Consider the following 22604-nt stretch of genomic DNA (forward strand, 5'->3'; position numbering starts at 1 on the left):
TTCTTAGTTTCCGTCAATGGTTAAAAAATCATAAGGGGTAAGGTTTTCCATTCCAATCATGGGATTGACCCGCATCATTTCTTCTTCATAGGATAGCTCGCTAGAAATATCTATAGGGGGCTGTGTCACCATCGTAATTGATTCCTGCAGCTTTTGACAAAGCGTTGTTTGTCTTTTACTCTCATCCGCCCGTTCTACTCCCATCCTAAGCGCATCTTCCTCCCCACAGATAATCAATGATTGTTTACTGCGGGTAATCGCGGTGTAGATTAAGTTTCTTTGCAGCATCCGATAATAGCTTCTTGTAATTGGGAGGATGACAATTGGAAATTCACTGCCCTGTGATTTGTGTACAGAGCAACAATAAGCATGAGTAATTTGAATTAAGTCTTGCCTTGTATATTCCACTTCATTGCCTTCAAAGGAAATATAAATCATATCTTGCTTTTCTGTATTTTCTTTAGCATATATGATGCTGATAATTTCGCCAATATCACCATTAAAAACATTTTCTTCCGGCTGATTGACTAGTTGGAGTACCTTGTCGCCAATTCGGTATTTAACCTCGCCAAAGCTGATTTCCTTCCGCTTGCCATCGGGATTTGGGTTAAAGATTTCCTGCAATAAAACATTTAGGCGGTCAATTCCAGCCGGCCCCCGGTACATCGGTGCAAGCACTTGGATATCCTTTGCCGTATATCCTTTATTTTTGGCGTTAAGAGCAACTTTTTCAACAACTTGAGCAACTTGTGCCGTTGAACACTTTATAAAGGAACGGTCCGCTTGTTTGGCGGTTATATTTGGTGGGAGATAGCCTTTTTTGATATCATGGGCTAATTCGATAATCGACGACCCTTCTGCTTGACGGTAAATATCGGTAAGCCGAACCGTTGGAATGGTTTGTGATTGGAGCAAGTCTTTTAATACTTGACCAGGTCCAACCGATGGAAGCTGATCCTCATCCCCTACCATAATGACTTGAATATGTTCGGGCAGAGCCTTAAATAATTGATTGGCAAGCCAAATATCGAGCATTGATGTCTCATCGACGATTATAATTTTCCCCTCTAACGGACTATTCTCATCGCGGTCAAATCCTTCTGTTCCATTAAAACCTAGTAAGCGGTGTATGGTCACAGCAGGAAGTCCTGTTGACTCGGTCATCCTCTTTGCCGCACGGCCTGTAGGGGCCGCAAGTAAAATCGGAAACGGTTCATCTTTTTTGAAATAATCCTTTGGCTCAAGCGAACAGCCGTGGAGTTCACCATAAAGTTCGACGATCCCTTTGATAACGGTGGTTTTACCCGTCCCCGGACCGCCTGTTAAAATCAACATCGGAGACATGAGCGCATTTTGAATGGCTTCTCTTTGTGATGGGGCATATTGCACACCTAGACGCTCTTCTAAGCCGCCTAGTGCTAGGAGGAACTCAGATTCAGGGAATTGTTCACTGTATTCAGTTTGCTTCAATATTCGATTAACGCTAGTTACTAGACCTTTTTCCGCAAAGAATAAGGACGGGAGATAAATTCGTTTTTCCTCGCCAATTATTTTCCCCTCTTCTTGGAGTTTAATCAGTTCGTTTGAAATATGGATATACTCAATTTGATCGCGTTGGTTTTCTTCGAGGAGCGACTTTACTTGTTCAAGCAAATCCTCTGCATGTATAAAGACATGGCCTGTTTGCATGCTTTCATTTTCTAGAGTGTAAAGACAAGCTGCTTTGATGCGGTCAGGGTGGCTGCCGGAAATCCCCAGCTGGTAGCCGAGCTCGTCCGCCCGTCCAAAACCGATTCCCTCAATGTCCTCAACCAGCTGATAAGGATTTTTTTGAATAGTCGATAGCGTTTCCTCTTTATAGGCTTGATAGATACGCATGGAAATTTGCGGTCCGAAACCATATTGGTTCAAAGCTACCATAACTTGCTCAAGCCCCTGATGTTCCATCAAGGTATCATAAAGCGTTTTGGCTTTTTCCGGAGGAAGCTTTGGAATGGAATCAAGTAGTGACGGCTGATTGAGTATCTTTGAAATCGCATTTTCGCCAAGAGTTTCCACAATGTTCTCCGCTGTCTTTTTCCCGATGCCTTTGAACATTTCCCCTGATAGATAAGCAATTACCCCTTGTTTGGTCTGGGGCATGTCCTTTCGAAAATGTTTGGTATGGAACTGTAGGCCAAACTTTGGATGTTCTTTAAATTCTCCAAAGAATATGTAGGTTTCTTGTTCGTGAATTTTCGGAAAATAACCGGTTATCACCGCTTCTTTGTCATCGTATTGATCATTGGTTTCGTCGACGCGGATTCGAAGAACAGTGTATAGATTTTGTTCATTATGAAAAATGGTGACAATCGGTCTTCCCTTCACGAACTTTCCTTGTTCGGCAAATAAATCAAGGGTGTCTTGCATTTCCATTCTGCTTCCTCCTTTCGTCTGTATTTATAATTATTGAATTTGTTCGAGTAACTTTTTTGCGTGACCTGCCAGAACATGATCGGGCTGAATTTCGAGTGCTTTGTTAAACATTGTAAGGGCTTCGGCCTGATTTTCTTTGAATGCGTAGGAAACACCCAAGTTATAATAAGCATCTGAATGGTTCGGATCCAGTTCGATACATTTAGTTAGTTGAATAATTGCTTCATCAATGAGTTCATTTTGAGCCAGGCATAATCCATATTGAAAGCATGCTTCTGCGTCATGTTCGTTTAGCTCGACACTTCGCTGCAAGTATGGAAGGGCTAGTCTTCCTTGGTCTAACTGTATGAGGGTTAGGCCTAACATAAAGTATGTGTCGCTTGAATCAAGCCCTTTTCGCATGGCTTGCTCAAAACTATGTTTCGCTTCCTCAAAGCGGTCATGACTAAAGAGCAGGTTTCCGATACTATAGTAAGCTGCAGCAGCGTTTTCGTCGATTTCGATGGCTTTTTGATAAAATTTGAGGGCTTTTTCATCGTCGCCTACTGCTGAGAGAACATTGCCAAAATTGATATAGGCTACTGGGTCTTTCGGGTTTTCTTCAATTGCATCGTTAAAGGCTTTGGCTGCCTCTTCCCAGTTACCTTCTTGCATGTATTGTACACCTAATTGGTTTTTATCCATTTTGTCCACTCCAATCTACATGAAAGTATAACATATTTTTGTTTGAAATTATGTTTTGGATTTTGGACGGTTTACGACCATTACTTTGATAGTCTTTATTATTTGAATTCCTCCTGTTTGGGGACTAATTCCGCCGACTTTTGCGTTTATTCCACCTGATTTTCTGTTTTTTCCGCCAAACAGTAAAAAAGACCCGACTCCATTGAAGGAATCTGGGTCATAAAATTAGCCAACATAGGTTAACCGTTCACCATTTTTATAAACTTTATCAATCGTTCCGCCGCCCAGGCATTCGTCACCGTTGTAAAAAACTACCGCCTGACCAGGTGTGATCGCACGAATTGGCTCGTGGAAAAGAACTTGTACATTGTTCCCTTCTAAGAGACGAACCGTGACTTTGTTGTCCTCCTGACGATAACGGAATTTAGCTGTACATTCGAATTCTGAAGGCTTCTCACGATCCGAAACCCAGCTTACGTTTACTGCCGTAATTGCATCAGAATATAATTTTTCATGATGGAAGCCTTGTCCAACATACAGGATGTTTCTTTTTAAATCCTTACCGATTGCAAACCATGGTTCACCTGATCCGCCAATTCCAAGACCATGACGCTGACCAATGGTATGATACATCAGCCCTTCATGCTTGCCTTTGATTTCCCCTTCAAAGGTCTCCATGTTTCCCGGCTGTGCAGGCAAGTATTGACCTAAGAATTCTTTGAAATTCCGTTCGCCAATAAAACAAATCCCAGTACTGTCCTTTTTCGTCGCAGTCGCGAGTTCTGCCTCCTTCGCAATCTCCCGAACCCTTGATTTTTCAAGATTACCAATTGGGAACATCACTTTACTTAACTGCTCCTGTGATAATTGATTTAGGAAATAGGTTTGGTCTTTATTTTCGTCAAGACCGCGGAGCATTTTATATTCACCATCACGGAACTCGACACGAGCATAATGGCCTGTAGCGAGGTAATCCGCACCTAGGTTCATGGCATGCTCTAGGAAGGCTTTAAATTTAATTTCTTTGTTACACATCACATCAGGGTTTGGCGTCCTGCCCGCTTTATATTCATCAAGGAAATAGGTAAATACCTTGTCCCAATATTGTTTTTCAAAGTTTACGGCATAATAAGGAATGCCAATTTGATTGCAGACACGTATCACGTCCTCGTAATCTTCTGTAGCTGTACAGACACCAAATTCATTAGTATCATCCCAGTTTTTCATAAAGATGCCGATAACGTCATAGCCCTGCTGCTTCAATAAAAGCGCAGCGACAGAGGAATCGACTCCTCCTGACATTCCAACCACAACACGTGTGTCCTTTGGGGCTTTTCTTTCCATGATTTCACCTCTCTTCAAACAAGTCTATAAAAATCTATTTTTTCAGGCGCTTCACGATTTGCGTAATGGCTTTGGCTGCTTTACTTACCTCTTCTGTCGTAGTTGTAAAGCCAAAGCTGAAGCGAATCGAATTGGTCAGCCGCGCTGATTGTTTACCAAACATGGCAACAAGAACATGGGAAGGCTCAATCGAACCTGCAGTACATGCTGAACCGCTTGAAACAGCCACTCCTGCTAAATCAAGATTAACCAGCATTGCCTCCACACTCGTTCCCGGAAAGCTTAAGTTTAATACATGTGGGAGTGAATATTCAAGTGAACCGTTTATGTTAAATTCAACCTGCCCCTCATGGAGCTTCTCTAGTAAAGTCTTCTTTAGCGAAATGAACTTCTCACGCTTTTCTGACCGCTCTTCATTTGCTATTAATACCGCCTCATGAAATCCAACAATAGAGGCAACGTTTTCCGTACCGGCACGGCGTTTTCTTTCTTGGTCACCGCCAAAGAGGCGTGGAGCTAATTTAACCGTTGACCTGGCAAAAAGAAAACCAACTCCTTTTGGGCCATTAATTTTATGAGCGGAAACGGATAATAAATCAATATTGCTTTCCTTAACATCAATGTTTTCAATGCCATACGCTTGAACAGCATCTGTATGAAAAATAGCCTGATGATTGGTAAGTAATTGACCAATTTCATTTATAGGCTGCAGAGTTCCTACTTCGTTATTTCCGTACATAATGGATACAAGAATCGTATCATCTCTTAATGCCGCTTGGAGGTCAGCTATGGAAATTCGTCCTGTTTCATCGACTGGCAGATAGGTAACTTCATAGCCCATTTTTTCTAACTTGTTACAGGCATGAAGCACAGCATGGTGTTCCACTTGTGTAGTAATAATATGCCTACCTTTTGATTGGGAGCTTTCAGCCACACCAAATAATGCCATATTATCTGCTTCTGTTCCACCACCAGTAAAAATAATCTCATTTTCCTGGGCTCCAATGCTGCGGGCAAGCGCGGCACGTGCTAAGTCAATATAGTGACGTGCTTCTCTTCCGTAGGAATGAATGCTCGAAGGGTTTCCGAAAGTTGCATTCATAATAGTGACCATTTTGTCGATTACCTTTGGGTGCATCGGACTCGTTGCAGCATGGTCGAGATAGATTCGTTCCATTTATTACACCTTCAATCAAAATATTTCTCTATTTTACAATTCAAATTACTGTAGGATTACTACATTCTTCGACGTATCTAGTAAATCCGTTACGTTTATTTTTAACCTTAAATATAAAACATATAACCTTCTGGCTCATGATCATTACTATGACTAGCAAGATCTTCTAGGGTCGTATTATCCAACACATTTTTAATAGCATCGCGAATACGAATCCACAGCTCGCGTTTAGCTGGTTCTTCATCCTCTATCCCTTCAACCGGTGTTATCGGACCCTCAAGTACACGAATAACATCGCCTGCGGTAATTTTCGAAGGTGGACTTGTTAATTCATAGCCTCCATATGCCCCTCTAATACTTTTTACTAAACCAGCATTTCGTAATGGTGCAATTAATTGCTCTAAATAATGCTCAGAAAGTTCATTTGCCTGAGCTATCGTTTTTAAAGAAGTAGGACCTTCACCATGTTTTTTTGCCAATTCAATCATGATCGTCAGACCATAACGACCTTTTGTAGAAATTTTCATCTTTAGCACCCCTATTCGTTAATGTATCTATAATAAATAAAATCTCAGTAATTTGATAGGCATTCAAAATTATATCATATTCTTCTTTAATATGCTTTTCTAAGGGAAAATGGTAAAGTTAAATTTAGAAGAAATAGTAGGGATAAATAGAATTGAATTTTATTAACATCGAACTAATCCATTAGTTCAAATAGTTGGAGAGATGATTATGCAGCAAAAACCATTAGCATTCCGTATGCGTCCGCGTACAATTGAGGAAGTTGTTGGGCAGCAGCATTTGGTTGGAGAAGGAAAGATTATTGCTAGGATGGTAAAGGCCAAACAGCTGACCTCAATGATTTTATACGGGCCGCCTGGCATTGGAAAAACCTCCATTGCCAGTGCCATTGCTGGAAGTACAAAATATGCCTTTCGGACACTGAACGCAGTCACAAACAATAAAAAAGATATGGAGATTGTTGCCGCAGAAGCGAAAATGTCCGGCAAAGTAATCCTCCTATTAGATGAAGTTCTTGTATAACCATTCCTGGAGTTAAAAGAGTGGAACTCCTGTCTCTTTCTTATTTTATAAGGATTAGATAATATCCATAATCAAAACACATGGATAAAAAACTAGTTTATTATCATGAAGGGTAAATATCCTAGATGTTATATTAAATTAAAAAGAAATATGAAAGGGAATTAATTAAATAATAAGTTCAGTTGGAGGAGAATGTAGCCCACAGCGGGAGGCGTATCCGCAGATGCGAAGCATCGAGGACCTTAGAAAACAAAAAGAATGTACATAATAATAGGTAGAAATCTTAATGAAAATAATTAACTATATATAACTAGCTCCAAACAACAATCTTTCATACCTAGATTAAAATAACAATCTTAACAAGTAAATTTCTCAAAAATATATTTAAAAGACGTGTCCATTTTTTTGAACACGTCTTTTTAAATGAAGAAATATTTTTAAAAAATAAGATTACCTTAATATTTTGATGTATTGGTACCATTATACCTAGAATTAATTTTCACTATTATTATGTCAAACTACCTATTTTTACTAGAAATTGTATATAATTGGAGGTGTTGAATTTATTGGAGGTGTTTTTTTGACATTAAATACTATTACATGGATTATTGCAGCCTTTTTTCTGATCGGTGGATTATTTTTGATAATAAAACATTTCGCTCAGAAACAAAAAGAAGAATCTTTATCTTATACGTTTATCACGATTGGGCTCGAACTTATTACCACTTCATTCGGAACTTTTGATGACAAAGTTTTTGCTTTTCTTACCAACACACAAGTTAATACCAATTATGTTCAAATGGTTGTTGGCGGTATATTATCCATCCTGGGTGTCTTCTTATTATTATATATTAAAAGCAGGATTTATGTCATTAACATCAACGGGTATTCTGATTACCGAATCGAAAAGCATTATAAAGACCTAAACTTGAGTGCATTTGAATTCAAGGAAAGAGAGATTGATTTTATCAGGCCTTATCGTAAAGGAATGGATTCAACAGTTGCTGATGAGATACAGGATATAATCACAGAAAAAATGGCCACTTTCAAAGCTGAGAGTAGCGATAAGAGCAGAGCCTATACAGGAATCGCTCCAATCCCATTTATTTTTGTGGCAGGCAAACTTTTGGGCAAAGAAAAAATTGAAAGATATTTTGAATATGATAAATTCAAGCAATCCTACTATCCGCTTACAATTTGTAAAAAGAAGAGAAAGCCATATACATCCTTAGAATTAACCCCACCTTTAAATCAAGTCGTACCTTTAACCGCATACGAAGTTGTGTTGGCTGTTAGTATTACACAACAAATAACTAATGGGAATTTATCTCAATTTACATGTCCAATTATTCATTTAGCTATCACTCACCCAACAGATAACACAATTAAATATACCGATCAGCTTGAATCGTATACCCATACGATTTACCAACTTTTAATAGATGGGCTTCCTAAGAGGTTTTCCAATTTAACAAAAATTCATCTTGTGTACGCAGGACAAAGTTGCTTAGCTTTTGAGGTTGGAAAATTACTTGATGACCATCGAATGGTTGAAGTAATTAGTTATCAATTTACTGCACAGTCAACTCCCAAATATCCGTGGGGTATCGTGCTAAATGGGAATCGTAAAGGAACCTATATAGAATCATAATCTGGTTTAACAAGGAGACGGGGAAAATGTTTGATCTAAGTTCCAAATTTAATACTTTCTATTCCAATCATGTTGTTCTAAGTGGAGTAGAACAAAAAAATCTAAACGAAAAAAAGAAGATAAATATCGACCGATTAGAGGACGGTTTAATTGAGTACAACAATGAGAAAAAAACCAATTATCAATTTGTCGATGATATTGTTCAGGGTAGTATGGCTATGAGTACCGTAACCCAAAACGACAAAAATGAATACGATATTGATGTTGCTATCATTTTTGATAAAGAAAATATTCCAGAAGGAACCACTGCAGTAAAAAATATAGTAGAAGATGCTTTAAGAAGAAAATGCAAACAATTTAATACTGAACCAGAGGCTCTTACGAATGCCGTTAGAGTCGAATATGCAGATGGCTATCACATCGATTTTGCTGTTTATAGAAGGTACAAAAATTTTTGGGACGTTTATGAATATGAACATTGTGGAAGCCAATGGCGGCGAAGAGACCCCAGAGCCATTACTAATTGGTTTAATTCAAAAAATGCCACAACAGACGGAAAAATCCGAACCGTTGTAAGGTTATTGAAAATGTTCTGTAAATCAAGAAGTGGTTGGTTAATGCCAGGTGGGTTGATTCAATCTGCTTTAGTGGAAGAATGCATCCAGGAGAAAGAAAGAATTGATGAAACCTTCTACTATACAATTAAAGCCATTCGTGACCGTCTACAATTCAATAAAGAAGTATACAACCCCGTCGATGCCTCAATCAGTCTATTGATGACAAATAAGGACGTGCAAAAGGTAAGCAATCTTTATTCACGTTTAATCACTTATATAAATAAGTTAGATGTGTTGTTCAAAGACAATTGTACGGCGGTACAAGCTATTTCAGCATGGAACGATTTTTTTAATCATTCATATTGGGCTGCATTTATTACGGAATCAGCTGAAAACAGAGCTGTTACTAAAAGCTTTACTACATCACCATATATGGTTCTTGTCGATGCAATGGTTGAATGGAAGCCAAATGCTAAAATCCCACTTAGGAATATTGGAGGCAGATTACCAAAGGGAAAAACGGTTTATTTTAAAGCAACCCCAAATTTTAAGGACTTTGATGTTATAACATGGGAAGTCCAAAACACTGGGGATGAATGTGGAACAGACACGAATCACATCCAAACTGGTAACTATATCCACGAAACAACACGTTATCGTGGAACGCATACAATGACATGTCGTGTATATCGCAAAGGCACCGAATTATGCAGGCAACAAATTAAAGTTAATATTCGATAATTAATTATTCATATATAAACAAAAAAGACTAATCCATTGGAATAGTCTTTTTTGTTCCTAATTGTTCTTTTTCTCATCTATTGTTCTTTTTATTTCATCAATTATTGTACTATGGTCTTCTAGTTGTTGTTCTGACAAATCTACTTTTGAATAAAAATCTAGGAGCGGTCGAAGTAACAATTTTACCAGAACTTCATCTTTATCTATGGTTATTTTATCTTTAATTCTTTCCGTTAATACAGATTCAAAAGCAGTAACGTCCAAATCATTTTTCATAATATTGCCAATATATGTACATACTTCTACATTTCCAGGCACATATAAATCACTGCTACTTATTCTGTCTGGGCTGAAACGTAGGTATTTGAAGCCATTTCGCAACTCTTTTTTCTTTTCATCTTCATCTGCTTCTTTTTTTGTGATAGGGTTTTTTAATTGCATAGGCAACATAGTATAAGGACATAAAAAATGAGTGTCTTTTTTTTCTATCCATTTTTTTCTCATTTCTTGAGCAAATAAAATTTTATTTTGTTTTTCATCATTATCAAATTTAACTTCTTTCCGACCTTTATCTTTTATAACCATTGCAGCCTTATCCCAAAAAGGATGACAATCCTCACATATTTTATTATTTTTACCTAAGTGTCCCCCACAAACAATACAACCTGTTTCTTCTTTCTTATTTGCTAACCTTAATGACAATGTTCTTCCTCTTTTCCTATGAATAATATATAAACCGAACTCATTCTCCCTAAATTATCCTACAATTTTTTACAAAACAACAAACAATATGCCGATTTTTTCTAAAAGAATCTTTCAATCATTTATAATCTTTATAATTAGGTTGATAGCTAAAGTATCAGTTTATTTTACATTAACTTTACATTGGTGAACTTGAATTGGAATGTTCATTGATTTATTATATAAGCAAATAGTTATATATTAATATTTATATGAATTAAACCATTTATTTGGAGGTGTAAATGATGTTGAAATCAATAGTTGACATGGAACGAGCTGCAAGCGTTTTGAAGTTATTAGGAGATAAAACACGCTTAACCATTGTTGCAATTTTAAAACAACGAGAATGCTGTGTATGTGAATTTCAAGAAGTATTCGATATGAGTCAACCTTCTATCAGTCAACATCTTAGAAAACTAAAGGATTTAGGTTTAGTTAAAGAGGACCGCAGGGGTCAGTGGATTTTTTATTCTTTGAATCCACAAAGTAATTTATATGGACTTATTGAGGATGTTTTAGAGCATGTACCAGTCCAGACAGAAAAAATTAAACAGATTGAAAAAAGCAATCCTACGCTTCGTTGTGGTTGTTAAGCAATTTAACCATCAAGGGGATAATAGAAATGACAAAAAAGTTAATAAGCGAATTTTTAGGAACCTACTTTCTTGTTTTCGCTGGAACAGGTGCAGTAGTTATAGACTCGATTACAAAAAGTTTAACTCATGTAGGTGTCGCCCTTACATTTGGGTTGGTTGTTATGGCATTAATTTTTACGTTTGGTCACCTCTCAGGTGCACATTTTAATCCAGCTGTTACCATTGGGTTTTTAATTCATGGGGATATAAATAAAAAGGAAGCCATTTATTACATTATTTCTCAACTCATTGCAGGTATTGCTGCTAGTGCAACTTTATTATGTTTATTTGGAAATGTTGCTTCATTAGGGACCACCTTACCAAGAGGCTCATGGGAGCAATCATTTTTATTGGAATTCATACTTACATTTTTCTTAATGATGGTTATTTTCGGCTCAGCTGTTCACGGGAAGGCTGTAAAAGACTTTGCAGGAATTGCAATTGGTTCAACCGTAGGTTTAGAAGCTATGTTTGCAGGACCAATTTGCGGTGCATCCATGAATCCTGCAAGATCAATTGGACCAGCAATCGTATCAGGAAATATACAATGTTTATGGATTTATATTGTCGCAACGATTTTAGGAGCAAGTCTTGCGGCAATTTTTTATAAAATACTACACGAAAAATAAAGGAGTATACAACATGTCTAAAAAAACAATTTATTTCTTATGTACTGGTAACTCTTGCCGAAGCCAAATGGCAGAAGGTTGGGCTAAAAATCATTTAGGTGATGAGTGGGAAGTGAAAAGTGCTGGTCTTGAGGCACATGGTTTAAATCCGAATGCCGTCAAAGCGATGAAAGAAGCTGGTATTGATATTTCAAATCAAACATCTGATGTAATCGATCCTGAAATTCTAAATAACGCAGATTTAGTTGTTACGTTATGTGGTCATGCAGCAGATCACTGCCCTGTAACCCCTCCACATGTAAAACGAGTTCATTGGGGATTTGATGACCCTGCCAAGGCAGAAGGAACGGATGAGGAAAAATGGGCATTCTTCCAACGTGTCCGTGATGAAATTGGGGAAAGAATTAAACGATTTGCCGAAACTGGAGAGTAAGATAACTAAACAGCCAGGAGAATTCTCCTGGCTAAACAATTGTAAAGCAATACTTCTACTCTGCAAATGTGTAGTGGAGTAAAATAAGATTGAACTTTGAATATAGGAGGAATCGAACATGAGAATTACAGACGAAGGCCGTGATATGTTTAAACAAATGTTCAAAGAAGAGAATGCTAAGAACATTCGAATTTTTTTTGATGGCTTTGGCTGAGGACAGCCAAGAATTGGACTGGCTCTGGATGAGCCAGAAGCAGACGATATTATCGTCACAATTAATGAAATACAGGTTGCAATTGACCCTATTATCGAACCCAACACAGAAGGCCTGATTCTCGATCGCAGTGGAGATGGAAAAGGGATTTCAATGATAGGTAATACTGGAAGATGTTGTTAGAGGAAGGCCTTTTATAAGGAAAGGGTTCTGTTTTAAAGCAAGTCTGTATCAAACACAAAAAAGCACCGTAATAGAACGGTGTTTTTTCTGTTTTTCTTATTTAATTAAAAATTAAAATTTTTTAAACTGGTATAAGCAAAGGATTTAATACATAAAAAAAATATGTGGAAGAAAATCTGAGTCGATTAGATGCTTCTCCGCTGCGGGCGAGACATCTCAGTTCATTACATCATTGGGTGTCCAGAATATGATAAGGAGTTCGATGTGTAATGAGTGAACAAATTTATTCGAAAAAGCAAGCTTTAGGTTACATTGCAAATGCATTATTTAAGGGTGGTATTCCGCACAGGGATATAAAGGAAATCATGGCCAGGGCCAATAATAATATTAAAAGGGATCAAGTGATGCGTTGGACCAGTGTTAATGACATATTTCTTACTATATGCGGTGATACTCGGAACATAAATGCTAAAAACATGAAAAAACAATTAGATGAATGCCTAGGTAATTTGCATTGGTCTTTTGACCATCGTAGTGTAAAATGGGCTGAAGAAATGTTTGATACTTATGTTTTATTCTCAGGTTATGATAGTCTCCTAAACGGAATCTAAAACGAAAAGGCCACACCAATCACGGTGTGGTCTTACTTCTTTTTAACTTTAATCCAGATAAAGGTGTGTTTGCTTTTATCTGAAGCTGTTGAGTGCAACAACAAGGTAAATCAGTAATCATATTATCTGCAAAACCATATGAAGTCATAGACATTTTTAAATCGATAAAAGGCACTAGAATTGCATTATCCTGTCCTGTTACTTTAAGTGCTACATTTACACTCTCTAAATTAATGCTTTCTCCAATAGTCTTAGATAACTGTTCATAGGCATCTAAAAAACGTTCGTACGTCTGGTTACCATACCTCATGGGGTTGTTTTTGAAAAAGAAGCTAATGGTTAAATCCTTGGCTTCTTCTAAAGAACAGTTTCGAGAAATCTTGATTAAATTTATATAAGAAAGAAAATACTCTTTTTTCAAGGTGCTAGCATGGTTGACGGTCAACGTTTCAACCTCCTTTTAAAGTCGAGATTTAGCAACAAACGCATTCACAATTAGTTTTTACGGTAGTGCTTTCCCTTCTCGCTTTAAAACTCGTTAATAGCTTTTTGAAAAAAGATTCCTTTTGAAGATGTTCTAACTTCCAAACGTTGCGGGCATTTCTTTCTACTTCCTCTTGGCGTAGTTTCATCATTAGGTACTTTTCATACTCATTAAACATGTTTAACCCTCCAATTAATCAAATTATATTGATAAATTAATCAAAAAAAATTGATTTAATGTTTAAAAAAAATTAACAACAGGTTGGTTTGAAAACACAGCAAAGCTCATGCGACAATAGGTGATTGAGCTCTTCTTGATTTAGCTCGTAATAGCTCCAGGTTCCTTTTGTTTCTTTGATGATTATATTAGCGTCTAATAAGATTTTTAAATGATAAGATAATTTGGATTGAGACATATCCATCAACGGTGCCAAGTCGCAAACACACATCTTCCCGTTTTTTGTGAGTATATTCATGATCTGGAGTCTCTTTTTATCTGCAATTGCTTTAAATTTAAGCTCGTATTTTTCAAAAAACTTATCCATCGAAATGTCTTGTAATTGGATTTCTTCTGTCATAGGTTTCACCTTCTCTAAATCAAATAATCTTGATGAAATCATCATATATCCAAATTTTTCATATGTCAATATCAAATAAAATTGATTTAAACTTATTCTTATCATATTTCAGAAGCGTGAAAATGATACAAATAAATCAATTTTTTTTGATTAAGGGGTTGTAATTAGAAAAAATTGCTAATATACTGTAATCATAAATCAAAAAAAGTTGATTTATAGCTAATAAATCAAAAATATTTGATTTAAAAACCCATTATTAAAAGGAGATGTTAATGACGAAAATGCATGTTGGAGTGAATGTAACAAATTTAGAAAAATCAATTGAGTTCTATACTAAAGTATTCAATACGGAGCCTGTAAAGATAAAAACAGACTATGCTAAGTTTTTACTTGATGATCCTGGCCTTAACTTCACTTTAAACTTAAAAGATAAGGTATCAGGAAACCAAGTTGGACACTTTGGATTTCAAGTTGGTAACCGAGATGAAGTTTTCCAACATAAAGGTCGTTTAGAGAAATTGGGCTTTTTCGCTCGTGAAGAAATGGACGTTACTTGCTGCTATGCAACCCAGGATAAATTTTGGGTAACAGATCCAGACGGTAACGAATGGGAGTTCTTTTATACAAAAAGCGATGTAGAAACAATGACTACGGAGTCATCTTGTTGTGCAACTCAACCGACCAAAGAAGAAACAAAAACTTCAACATGCTGTTAACTCTCTAAGGTTAACAGCAACTCCTTGAGCGTTTCTGTATAAGCAGAAACGCTTTTTATTACTTGATGGAAATACGCATTGCATTTATATTGAACTTAATAAATAGACAAAGCTGGTGGTTTGAGTGAAAGATTCAATAGTTATCAAACAAATGCAACGGGAACATTGGGACCAGATTCGTGAAATCTACTTAGAAGGAATCGCTACTGGTAATGCAACCTTTCAAAAGGTAGCTCCGTCATGGGAAGAATGGGATAGTAGTCATGTGAAGGAGTGTCGTCTTGTTGCACGCTTAGAGGAAAAGGTTTTGGGCTGGGCTGCGTTAACCCCAGTCTCAGGGCGATGTGTATATGCAGGCGTAGCCGAAGTGAGCATTTATGTTAGTCAAAGCAATTATGGAAAGGGGATTGGCAGTAGGCTTTTAAATTCCTTGATTGAACAAAGCGAACAGAACGGTTTCTGGACGTTACAATCAGGTATATTCCCTGAAAATGTTGCTAGCCTTAAATTGCATAGTAAGCATGGTTTTCGGGAGGTTGGTAGAAGAGAACGTATTGGGAAAATGGATGGTGTTTGGCGTGATACTGTATTGTTAGAAAGAAGAAGTAATAAGGTTGGAATCAATTAAGTTCATTCAATTAAACTGTGCTTTAGTTCAAAAGTGGGTCGCTTTGGCTACCCTTTTTCTTTTTCCTTCAATGGGCAGGAATGTGGGTTAAGCATACCGAATATTACGTTTTGGACATTTTAAGGAAATTCAGTTTAGTTGATAGGAGTGTTTTTGTTGAGCAAATTAGGCGGAGTTGAGGTAAACAGTGTTGTTTCATACATAGGGGTAAATGGAGGCTATTTAGGGGATTTTACATACCCATCTCATGCTGATTTTTATCCTAGGTATTGCAGTTTAGACATTAACCCAAACGAATATCAGGGAACCACAAGAGAACGCTTTATTAAAATTTTATCGGACTCCAATTCGAATGAACAGTCGAAGATACTTTTAGGGATTCTTGAAAAGTATCCATTGGAGTATTTCGAAGATAGGCTTGAAAATGAGTTCATAACACTAAAAGAATATAAGCAAAAAGAAAGATTGCACGAAAAAATAACTCAATGGATCACTCAGCTGAGGGGAGAAGTAATAGAGCAAGGTGAGCTAAAACATGATATAGAGTTTGTAAAAGAGGTCTTACAGCAGGCGGATACTCTGATTGCAAATCATTCTTACAGTAGTGCGGTTGATCGTGCTCACACTGCACTACACGGCTATTTAAAAGAAATGTGCGATGAACAAGATATTACATTCAATGAACAGAATGTGAAAATTCAGGATATGTGGGGAAGGTTGAAGACTGAACATCCAAGTTTCAATATCGATGTAAAAGAGCATCAAAGACCTATAAATCAAACCGTAAACGCCATAAGCAAATTTCTGGAAAACATGAACGACATTAGAAATAGACATGGATTCTCTCACCCAAACGATGACATTATAGAAGAAAATGAGGCCAGGTTTATTATCAATCTTTCGAGAGTTTTATTGTATTACATAGACAGCAAAACGAACGCATAAATAAAAAAGGTAGGTTAACACCTACCTTTTTATGTTTTCAGTCAAGTTGAGAACTGATTTTTGAGTACTACTATTCTTAAATCGTTTAATTACTCAATGATAAATGTTCCTCTACAAACTTATTAAGCTCTTTACTTTTTATGCCTTTTCTTCGTTTCTTCTTTATGGAACTAAAATGATTCTTGATTATATCCAAATTTTTTAATTCTTTTACTGTTAAGTCTCCATTCAATAACATAATTGCCGCTGCCTTCACTTCTTCATCAGAAGTTTCATTGAATAGAAGAAAAGCCCAATCGGTTACCTTGTCCATTTCTAAAAACCCTCCATTCGGGCAATTCATTTTAAGGGAATCTGAACTATAATATAAGCGGTCATAATCGCCTATTAGTCTTCTTCCATTCCTTATAGAATTTATTGAACTCCTTCACGCTGTTAAATACTAACCGTGTCTCACGTTTGAATTTGATTTCTTTCGGCGGCTCCGATGGGAACAGAATCTCCTTAGCCCTTTCGACAGCTTGGTCGAGTGCTCGTTGCCTTGCTACTGGATCCTTTATATAAAACGGGTGTTTAGTAATGTCTATTTCCCTTTTATCGGTCATTTGTAATCACCTTTTCTAAATGGAGGTAAACTGGCTCTAATCCGTGCTTGTTCCATCAAATCATCCGATACTCTCGCATCTTTTACCAATCGGTAAAATTCATCGACTATTTTACCAAACGTTTTTTTCGCTTTTACATTAGTTGCGGTTTTTAGTAAATCTTCGGTATTACGAATAACGCTTAGACGAGCCGCTAAATAGGTTGTCGACGACATACCATTTAACCCTTCGATAAACTTTTTTAATTCACACTGGTATCTCTGTTCTTCTGGCGGTAATTGACTTAATTTTAATTGCTTGTAACCTCTACGATAATCGCTTATTTCCCTTTCTGTCCTTATATCGCTCCAATGCCAATGCTTGTGTATTTCCCGCATTACTTTTTCAAATATCAAAAATTCTTCGTCCGTCATTTATCGTACCGCCTCGGATTAATAATCATGGCAAAATGTTTAGCAACTTCGGGGCTATTCTTAATCATTTCTTCGTAGTCTTTTCGAATAGCATCGTCTTTTAACATTTTTGCTGTTTCTTGCAACCATATTAATTCTTTATGGTCCATTGTCGCCCCCCAGTGTTATCGCAGGATTTCGGATGCTTTTAGGCATCCATAAGCATAATCACTTTCATCCATTAATTTTTGTACTGATTCCTTGATTACTTCTACATAATCAGAATTACTATTTTCGTACATTTCAAGCCATATACGATGCCAATTTAATGTTCTTCGCCAATGTTTATACTCAGTTTCAAGGTGCTCTATGACGAGATCTAATTGCGAACCATTGTAATTATTGCTCATTCTCGTTCTCTTTCAAATCATAGCGTGATAATGATTCCACATCACGAACTTCAACGGCAGTAACGTAATCAACTGGCTCGAACATAACAGTTGTATATTTTTTTCCTTCCAGTATTCCAGTTACTTTTACAAGAGTTGCCCCGACAGGAATATAATTGAACGCTACGATTGAACCCTCTTTTAACTCTTCATTAGTGGTAAATCTGCATAGTTTACTGCTTGTACCAATAAAATAATAAGCAAATTTTGGTTCATAATCCCATAGTTCACCTATCATCATTTATTTTTGTCCTCCTCGAAGATGTGCTCCCAACCTTCGGATCCTTCTTGAAAATAGTAGGGAGAACGGTTAACAATATTTACGAAGTGTGCCGTTTTTACATCAACAATAGGTTTATGCGGTTTATCAATCAAACCATCTTTTAGCAGCTCGTTTGCGGTCAATTCCATCCACTTTTCAAACATCGCAACTAATATGTCAGGGTCGGTTGAACGAAGATCCTCACTCATTCCCATGCGGTCATCCATATCACGAATAATAGCTTTTACAATGCGTACCTGAATCGGTTCAATCATTTTTTCTCACCATCTCTTCCAGCAATATTCCACCTAACATCTCATGAATTAGAACCATCGACCTTTCCTCCCAATTCATCAATATTCAATACTTCTGATTTCCTTCTTTAATTGTTCAACAAATTCTTCAAGTCTTTTTATTCCTATTACTGGGGATTGGGACATCTTAATTGTAGCGAGAATAGAAGTTAATCTCATAAGAACCTTCATTTTTTCATGGTGTATGGCCATGTTTAATTTAAACTTCTCTAAATTAGTCAAAGGCTTACCTCCTAGCATTCTTAATGGCTATTACCATTGCTAATTGCAATAACACTAGTAATATTAAAAAATCCTACTTTGAATTTGGAATTAAACTCGTCCTCAATGACAATGTTTTTTTCTATTGGGTTCACTTTCTTTACTTTACAAACCCTTTTGGTAAAATAGCCGTCCTTCCACGTCGTGATCTCAACAAAGCTTCCTTGAGTAAGGCTTTCCTGTAATAATCGTTCCATTTCTTCAATTTGTTCTTCGTTTAATGTGGGGCGTGGTTGTTTATTGTCCTCACTAAACATTTGCCTAGTTGCTTTTACATTTTCGGGCATCATGAAACCATACCATTTCTTCATACCACTGTCACGTATCACTGATAACACACTCCTGATTGTTTTATGCCCACTTTTGTTTATTGATAAAAAACTTTCGGTTTTCATTGAACCAGCTGTGGGTTGCCAAAAAGACTTCATGGCTTAACTCTACAAATATTGTGTCAGGGTCGACTCCAAGACCAAGCATGTCCAGAAGATAATCGGCTCTCCGTTTTAAGCATTGTTTGCTATAAACTTCAAACATATGGGACACCTCCAAAAAATATAGGTAGAGGTACTCTTCAACATCCTTTTCTTGATATAGCCCCCAGATGTAATAACCACGAAGCTTATTCCTATTGAATGCTTGGATTGAGGTGATTTTGAAATAGTAGTTTTCCGATTCGATAGTCACCAACTCCTTCTTTAAAGAATTCTTCTCTATTATTTTATAGGAACTGGTGTTCTATTTTCAATCACACTATATAGTGTTTTTTTAACACTACTCCTACATTTACCATGTTCAAATTTGATACTATTTTTTATCATTAGGACAACAAGAATTTAGAGGTGCATTATGTCCTGGGAAGATTTATTTTCAAAATATAAAAAATACAATTATGGTAAAAAACTCGTTTTGTTTAATCAACTGTTTAATTGGCATAGAAAAAAACGAATGATTCGTCGAAATCGTGGACCATTTGATCCGATGATTCTCCATGAAACTTTGAGATTTAAACATGATAAATTAAAACAAGTTGCATACTATTACATTATGAAAGCACAAAAAGAAAAGCCGTTCATTGATGGAACAGCAATTGAAAAACGAATATATGAAACGGAAGCGGTAATTAAAAAACAAAAGTTAGAACAGAACGTTTTTAACACTAAAATAATTGATAAATATTTATTTATTGCACACCAAATAAAATCGCTAGCACCAAAAGACAAAAAAGTAACGATACATAAGAACACCGATTTAATTAGTTCATTGAGCGATTCGGACCTAGAAATTTTATTTGAGAATGTATGCGAATCCTTAATAGCAGACTTTAAGTATCTGGATGATAAATTAAAAGAAGATTTACAAGAAACAATTGCTTTTGCCGCTGAATTTTATGTAATTCATATCCAGCATAAAAAAATTGAAAACATTATTGTGGATTCATTAGTAAAAGAAATTGATAATGCCCCATTGGATGTACTGGACAAAAAAATAATGTCCTATTATTCTCAAGTTTCAAAAATGCATAGTGAAAAGGATACATACGAAGAAGCTATTAGAGAAGTTAAGATATTGGAAGTAGTCCAGGAAGAAGCAAATCCACGAAAAGGATATAAGAAACTACGGGAGATATTTACAAAGAATTTACAAGAGGCTATAGAAAAATCCGATTACAAAACTATTAAAAGTTTCATTGAAGATTTCGGAGAAATATGGGAGTGGGAAGATCATGACCATATACGACGAATGGTAAAAGGAAAAGTAGCACTTACTGCGGAAGATATATATGTGATAATTACAGAAATGGAAATACCATCTAAAGAGTTGTTTAAATAAATGATGAATTGACTATTATAACATAATTTTAGACTTTTAGGAAGGCATATAATGCTTTCCCTTTTTTTTATCTAAAATATAAAATGGAATCCTCAATATGAATCAAAGTTTTTAACGATTGAAGTCGAAAATCTCCCCCTTGATACGAACTAATGTTTGGGGTACAATCGATATAAATAGATCATATGTTCGTGTTTTATCAAAAAAAGGAGAGTGAGATTTCCAATGACAAATGTTTTTAGGAACACAGAACGGCTCGGTGTTTACATGACTCCTGACCTAAAAGAGCAACTATTCACAATTAGTCAAGAGACTGGGATTTCACTTAATAATCTTAGCTTGATTGCTATTACTAGTTTAGTGGCCAACTACCAGGAACACGGTCAATCCATTTTTGTGGAGATTGTAAAAATGAGGAAATAACGAACGGTTAAGTCAAAATAACCATTCTTTCTCTTTTTGTAACCATCGAAACGCAATATGCGTGTTCTTATGAACAAATTGTATAGGAGGAGAATTAATGCAGAGATTATGTTTTCCAATACCACCTGACCTAAAAAAACGTTTTGAAATCATGTGCGAAGAAACCAAACTCCAACAATCCCAGCTAATGTTAATGGCTTTACATTCCCTTCTCGCAAATTATGAGTCGAAGGGGTCATTTATTTTTGTTGATCTGATCGCACCTGAACATCGGGAGAGTCGCAAAAAAAAATCACCATAGATAATTCGGTGTAAAAGCTAAAACAAATAATATCTAGGAGAGATTACTATGAGTTGCAAGGATAATAGATTTGTAGTGGTCGAATACACTGCCTTTTATTACGCAAATGAAAGGGAATTCAGCGAAAAGGTCATTGGAATCGGAGTAAGAGATCAAACAACTGGATTAGTGTATCCATGTCCCCCTTTAATAAATTTTATAAAAACTAAATATAGAGGCAAATCTAGGGGGCTTAGTACACAAAGGAATGCTGCTTATGAAATCACTAAGTTCTTGAACTATTTAACAAAACAAACACAACTAGGTGTTCAAGAATTCCAAGATTTAATTGAAAAAGGTCTACTTGGATTGAGACGTACCCATGCTTCCCATTACATATCTTTTTTATCAATGAGAGCTAGAAGTGAAGAACTTTCATCTAGCTATGTATTTCGTGTGGAAACATACCTCATTTCATTTTATGACTGGTTAGTTAAAAACAACATCGTAAGTGAAGCTATAAACTTTGCTGACGGCTCACCTTTTGATGATTTGGAATTAGGCACAATTTATCCTGGCAGAGATGAAAATGTTCGTGAAAATCTTGTTGATTTTGGCGAAAATCGATTAGAGCTACTTCAGAGATTTATTAAAATATCCCAAGATGTTGCCCCTGAAATCACACTAGGCATCTGCTTTGAGTTATTTGGAGGGGTTAGAACAGGCGGAGTTGTCAATTTGACTAAAGATGCATTAGAATCCCCTAATTATTGGAATGAACAAGATCTTGGCGAAACTAAATTTATCTTAAAGATTAGAGACAGGCAATCACAACTATTTGGCAAGAAAAGAAACCTACAACATGAAGGAGTGAAAGTTCCTCGCAACCAATCTTTGTTGGTCAATCCTCTTCTCTCTAAGATTTATAAAGAACATAAAGAGTATTTAAAGCGATTAGAAAATAGGAAAAAAATCATAAACAACAATGCATTGTTCGTGAATCCGAGGACTGGAGAACCAATAACAGGAAAAACTTATAAAGAACTGTTTAACAAAGTTAAAATGGCCTTTATAAAAAGCCTAGTTGACGAAGGCCGAACAGAAGAGGTCTTATTTCTCACTGATAAGCCATGGTCGACTCATATTTGTAGAGGTGTTTTTACAAACATTCTTCTGGAAATGGGTGCTAGCGTTACAGAGGTGGCTATCGCAAGAGGGGATAAGAATTTAAAGTCTCTTTTAAAATATGTAGAGGAAAAAAATGCTTTAAAACTGACAAAAGAAGCTATCGAAAAAATAAGAAAAGCTGCAGAAGTTCAGGAAGCAACAATTGACGATGGATTAATTTACAGTTTTAAACTGGCGGGGTAATCAAA

The 22604-nt window shown here is 36.3% G+C and carries 32 protein-coding genes and 1 pseudogene; 14 read left to right on the forward strand and 19 right to left on the reverse strand.

The features are described 5' to 3' along the window. Positions 1–3 precede the first annotated feature (3 nt). From recD2 to cymR, 5 genes are all read right to left on the reverse strand, one after another. A complete protein-coding gene (gene recD2, locus JOC76_RS05765; RefSeq protein ID WP_205176626.1) occupies positions 4–2415 on the reverse strand; it encodes an SF1B family DNA helicase RecD2 in 2412 nt (803 codons plus the stop codon). A gap of 30 nt (positions 2416–2445) precedes the next feature. Beyond that, the gene (locus JOC76_RS05770; RefSeq protein ID WP_205176627.1) at positions 2446–3099 is read right to left on the reverse strand and encodes a tetratricopeptide repeat protein; all 654 of its coding nucleotides are present in this window, start codon (positions 3097–3099) and stop codon (positions 2446–2448) included. A 225-nt stretch (positions 3100–3324) separates the two neighbouring features. After that, entirely contained in the window at positions 3325–4443 is a 1119-nt protein-coding gene (gene mnmA / locus JOC76_RS05775) for a tRNA 2-thiouridine(34) synthase MnmA (protein WP_205176628.1), read from the reverse strand. A 34-nt stretch (positions 4444–4477) separates the two neighbouring features. Then, positions 4478–5620, reverse strand: a complete 1143-nt coding sequence (locus JOC76_RS05780) for a cysteine desulfurase family protein (RefSeq protein WP_205176629.1) — start codon at positions 5618–5620, stop codon at positions 4478–4480. Between the two features lie 107 nt (positions 5621–5727). After that, entirely contained in the window at positions 5728–6147 is a 420-nt protein-coding gene (cymR, locus tag JOC76_RS05785) for a cysteine metabolism transcriptional regulator CymR (protein ID WP_205176630.1), read from the reverse strand. Between the two features lie 208 nt (positions 6148–6355). Between cymR and JOC76_RS05790 the strand changes: the two are divergent. From JOC76_RS05790 to JOC76_RS05800, 3 genes and pseudogenes are all read left to right on the forward strand, one after another. Then, a pseudogene (locus JOC76_RS05790) lies at positions 6356–6658 on the forward strand (AAA family ATPase); the annotation flags it as partial. A gap of 589 nt (positions 6659–7247) precedes the next feature. Then, positions 7248–8318, forward strand: coding sequence for an SAVED domain-containing protein (locus JOC76_RS05795; RefSeq protein ID WP_205176631.1), 1071 nt, complete (start codon positions 7248–7250; stop codon positions 8316–8318). Between the two features lie 26 nt (positions 8319–8344). Beyond that, positions 8345–9616, forward strand: a complete 1272-nt coding sequence (locus tag JOC76_RS05800) for a cyclic GMP-AMP synthase DncV-like nucleotidyltransferase (protein WP_205176632.1) — start codon at positions 8345–8347, stop codon at positions 9614–9616. A gap of 57 nt (positions 9617–9673) precedes the next feature. Here the strand turns inward: JOC76_RS05800 and JOC76_RS05805 are convergent, their stop codons facing one another. Next, positions 9674–10318, reverse strand: coding sequence for a hypothetical protein (locus JOC76_RS05805; RefSeq protein WP_205176633.1), 645 nt, complete (start codon positions 10316–10318; stop codon positions 9674–9676). A 284-nt stretch (positions 10319–10602) separates the two neighbouring features. Here JOC76_RS05805 and JOC76_RS05810 point away from each other — a divergent pair, with 284 nt between their 5' ends. From JOC76_RS05810 to JOC76_RS05825, 4 genes are all read left to right on the forward strand, one after another. Continuing rightward, positions 10603–10950, forward strand: a complete 348-nt coding sequence (locus JOC76_RS05810) for an ArsR/SmtB family transcription factor (RefSeq protein ID WP_205176634.1) — start codon at positions 10603–10605, stop codon at positions 10948–10950. Between the two features lie 29 nt (positions 10951–10979). After that, positions 10980–11621 carry an MIP/aquaporin family protein gene (locus tag JOC76_RS05815; RefSeq protein ID WP_205176635.1) on the forward strand — a complete coding sequence of 214 codons (642 nt, stop codon included), beginning with the start codon at positions 10980–10982 and terminating at the stop codon, positions 11619–11621. Between the two features lie 13 nt (positions 11622–11634). Further along, complete coding sequence (gene arsC, locus JOC76_RS05820; protein WP_205176636.1) at positions 11635–12054, forward strand: arsenate reductase (thioredoxin); 420 nt, start codon at positions 11635–11637, stop codon at positions 12052–12054. Positions 12055–12720: 666 nt separating this feature from the next. Continuing rightward, entirely contained in the window at positions 12721–13062 is a 342-nt protein-coding gene (locus tag JOC76_RS05825) for a hypothetical protein (RefSeq protein ID WP_205176637.1), read from the forward strand. Positions 13063–13081: 19 nt separating this feature from the next. Here JOC76_RS05825 and JOC76_RS05830 read toward each other — a convergent pair whose 3' ends face one another. From JOC76_RS05830 to JOC76_RS05840, 3 genes are all read right to left on the reverse strand, one after another. Further along, a complete protein-coding gene (locus JOC76_RS05830) occupies positions 13082–13507 on the reverse strand; it encodes a hypothetical protein (RefSeq protein ID WP_205176638.1) in 426 nt (141 codons plus the stop codon). 28 nt (positions 13508–13535) lie between these two features. Further along, complete coding sequence (locus JOC76_RS05835; protein WP_205176639.1) at positions 13536–13724, reverse strand: hypothetical protein; 189 nt, start codon at positions 13722–13724, stop codon at positions 13536–13538. Between the two features lie 72 nt (positions 13725–13796). After that, complete coding sequence (locus tag JOC76_RS05840) at positions 13797–14123, reverse strand: ArsR/SmtB family transcription factor (RefSeq protein ID WP_275591332.1); 327 nt, start codon at positions 14121–14123, stop codon at positions 13797–13799. Between the two features lie 272 nt (positions 14124–14395). Here JOC76_RS05840 and JOC76_RS05845 point away from each other — a divergent pair, with 272 nt between their 5' ends. The 3 genes from JOC76_RS05845 to JOC76_RS05855 all read left to right on the forward strand — a co-directional run bounded on the left by JOC76_RS05845 (position 14396) and on the right by JOC76_RS05855 (position 16412). Further along, positions 14396–14839: an ArsI/CadI family heavy metal resistance metalloenzyme gene (locus JOC76_RS05845; RefSeq protein WP_205176640.1), complete on the forward strand. Its 444-nt coding sequence runs from the start codon at positions 14396–14398 to the stop codon at positions 14837–14839. A 151-nt stretch (positions 14840–14990) separates the two neighbouring features. Further along, complete coding sequence (locus JOC76_RS05850) at positions 14991–15467, forward strand: GNAT family N-acetyltransferase (RefSeq protein ID WP_205176705.1); 477 nt, start codon at positions 14991–14993, stop codon at positions 15465–15467. Between the two features lie 156 nt (positions 15468–15623). Next, complete coding sequence (locus tag JOC76_RS05855; protein WP_205176641.1) at positions 15624–16412, forward strand: abortive infection family protein; 789 nt, start codon at positions 15624–15626, stop codon at positions 16410–16412. Between the two features lie 85 nt (positions 16413–16497). On the opposite strand, the gene JOC76_RS05860 is transcribed toward JOC76_RS05855, so the two are convergent. From JOC76_RS05860 to JOC76_RS05905, 10 genes are all read right to left on the reverse strand, one after another. After that, positions 16498–16725 carry a hypothetical protein gene (locus JOC76_RS05860; RefSeq protein ID WP_205176642.1) on the reverse strand — a complete coding sequence of 76 codons (228 nt, stop codon included), beginning with the start codon at positions 16723–16725 and terminating at the stop codon, positions 16498–16500. Positions 16726–16786: 61 nt separating this feature from the next. Next, a complete protein-coding gene (locus JOC76_RS05865) occupies positions 16787–17017 on the reverse strand; it encodes a hypothetical protein (protein WP_205176643.1) in 231 nt (76 codons plus the stop codon). Continuing rightward, entirely contained in the window at positions 17014–17430 is a 417-nt protein-coding gene (locus JOC76_RS05870; protein WP_205176644.1) for a hypothetical protein, read from the reverse strand. Before JOC76_RS05870 ends, JOC76_RS05865 begins: the two co-directional genes overlap by 4 nt. Continuing rightward, entirely contained in the window at positions 17427–17579 is a 153-nt protein-coding gene (locus tag JOC76_RS05875) for a hypothetical protein (protein ID WP_205176645.1), read from the reverse strand. Before JOC76_RS05875 ends, JOC76_RS05870 begins: the two co-directional genes overlap by 4 nt. A 15-nt stretch (positions 17580–17594) precedes the next feature. Continuing rightward, a complete protein-coding gene (locus JOC76_RS05880; protein WP_205176646.1) occupies positions 17595–17819 on the reverse strand; it encodes a hypothetical protein in 225 nt (74 codons plus the stop codon). Beyond that, on the reverse strand, positions 17809–18099 hold the full coding sequence (locus JOC76_RS05885) for a hypothetical protein (protein ID WP_205176647.1): 291 nt from the start codon (positions 18097–18099) through the stop codon (positions 17809–17811). The genes JOC76_RS05880 and JOC76_RS05885 overlap by 11 nt, the downstream gene beginning before the upstream one ends. After that, positions 18096–18395 (reverse strand): hypothetical protein, encoded by a 300-nt coding sequence (locus JOC76_RS05890; protein WP_205176648.1) that lies wholly within the window; start codon positions 18393–18395, stop codon positions 18096–18098. The genes JOC76_RS05885 and JOC76_RS05890 overlap by 4 nt, the downstream gene beginning before the upstream one ends. Positions 18396–18473: 78 nt before the next feature. After that, on the reverse strand, positions 18474–18656 hold the full coding sequence (locus tag JOC76_RS05895) for a hypothetical protein (protein WP_205176649.1): 183 nt from the start codon (positions 18654–18656) through the stop codon (positions 18474–18476). Between the two features lie 20 nt (positions 18657–18676). Beyond that, positions 18677–19024 carry a YolD-like family protein gene (locus tag JOC76_RS05900; protein WP_205176650.1) on the reverse strand — a complete coding sequence of 116 codons (348 nt, stop codon included), beginning with the start codon at positions 19022–19024 and terminating at the stop codon, positions 18677–18679. 22 nt (positions 19025–19046) lie between these two features. Next, complete coding sequence (locus JOC76_RS05905) at positions 19047–19229, reverse strand: hypothetical protein (RefSeq protein ID WP_205176651.1); 183 nt, start codon at positions 19227–19229, stop codon at positions 19047–19049. A 312-nt stretch (positions 19230–19541) separates the two neighbouring features. On the opposite strand from JOC76_RS05905, the gene JOC76_RS05910 reads away from it, so the two are divergent. From JOC76_RS05910 to JOC76_RS05925, 4 genes are all read left to right on the forward strand, one after another. Then, positions 19542–20525 carry a hypothetical protein gene (locus JOC76_RS05910; protein ID WP_205176652.1) on the forward strand — a complete coding sequence of 328 codons (984 nt, stop codon included), beginning with the start codon at positions 19542–19544 and terminating at the stop codon, positions 20523–20525. 225 nt (positions 20526–20750) lie between these two features. Next, positions 20751–20948 (forward strand): hypothetical protein, encoded by a 198-nt coding sequence (locus JOC76_RS05915; protein WP_205176653.1) that lies wholly within the window; start codon positions 20751–20753, stop codon positions 20946–20948. A 97-nt stretch (positions 20949–21045) separates the two neighbouring features. After that, entirely contained in the window at positions 21046–21249 is a 204-nt protein-coding gene (locus tag JOC76_RS05920; RefSeq protein WP_205176654.1) for a hypothetical protein, read from the forward strand. A 48-nt stretch (positions 21250–21297) separates the two neighbouring features. Continuing rightward, positions 21298–22599 carry a site-specific integrase gene (locus JOC76_RS05925; protein ID WP_205176655.1) on the forward strand — a complete coding sequence of 434 codons (1302 nt, stop codon included), beginning with the start codon at positions 21298–21300 and terminating at the stop codon, positions 22597–22599. Positions 22600–22604: the final 5 nt, after the last annotated feature.

Source organism: Neobacillus cucumis, assembly GCF_016908975.1.
Classification (GTDB): Bacteria; Bacillota; Bacilli; order Bacillales; family Cytobacillaceae; genus Neobacillus; species Neobacillus cucumis.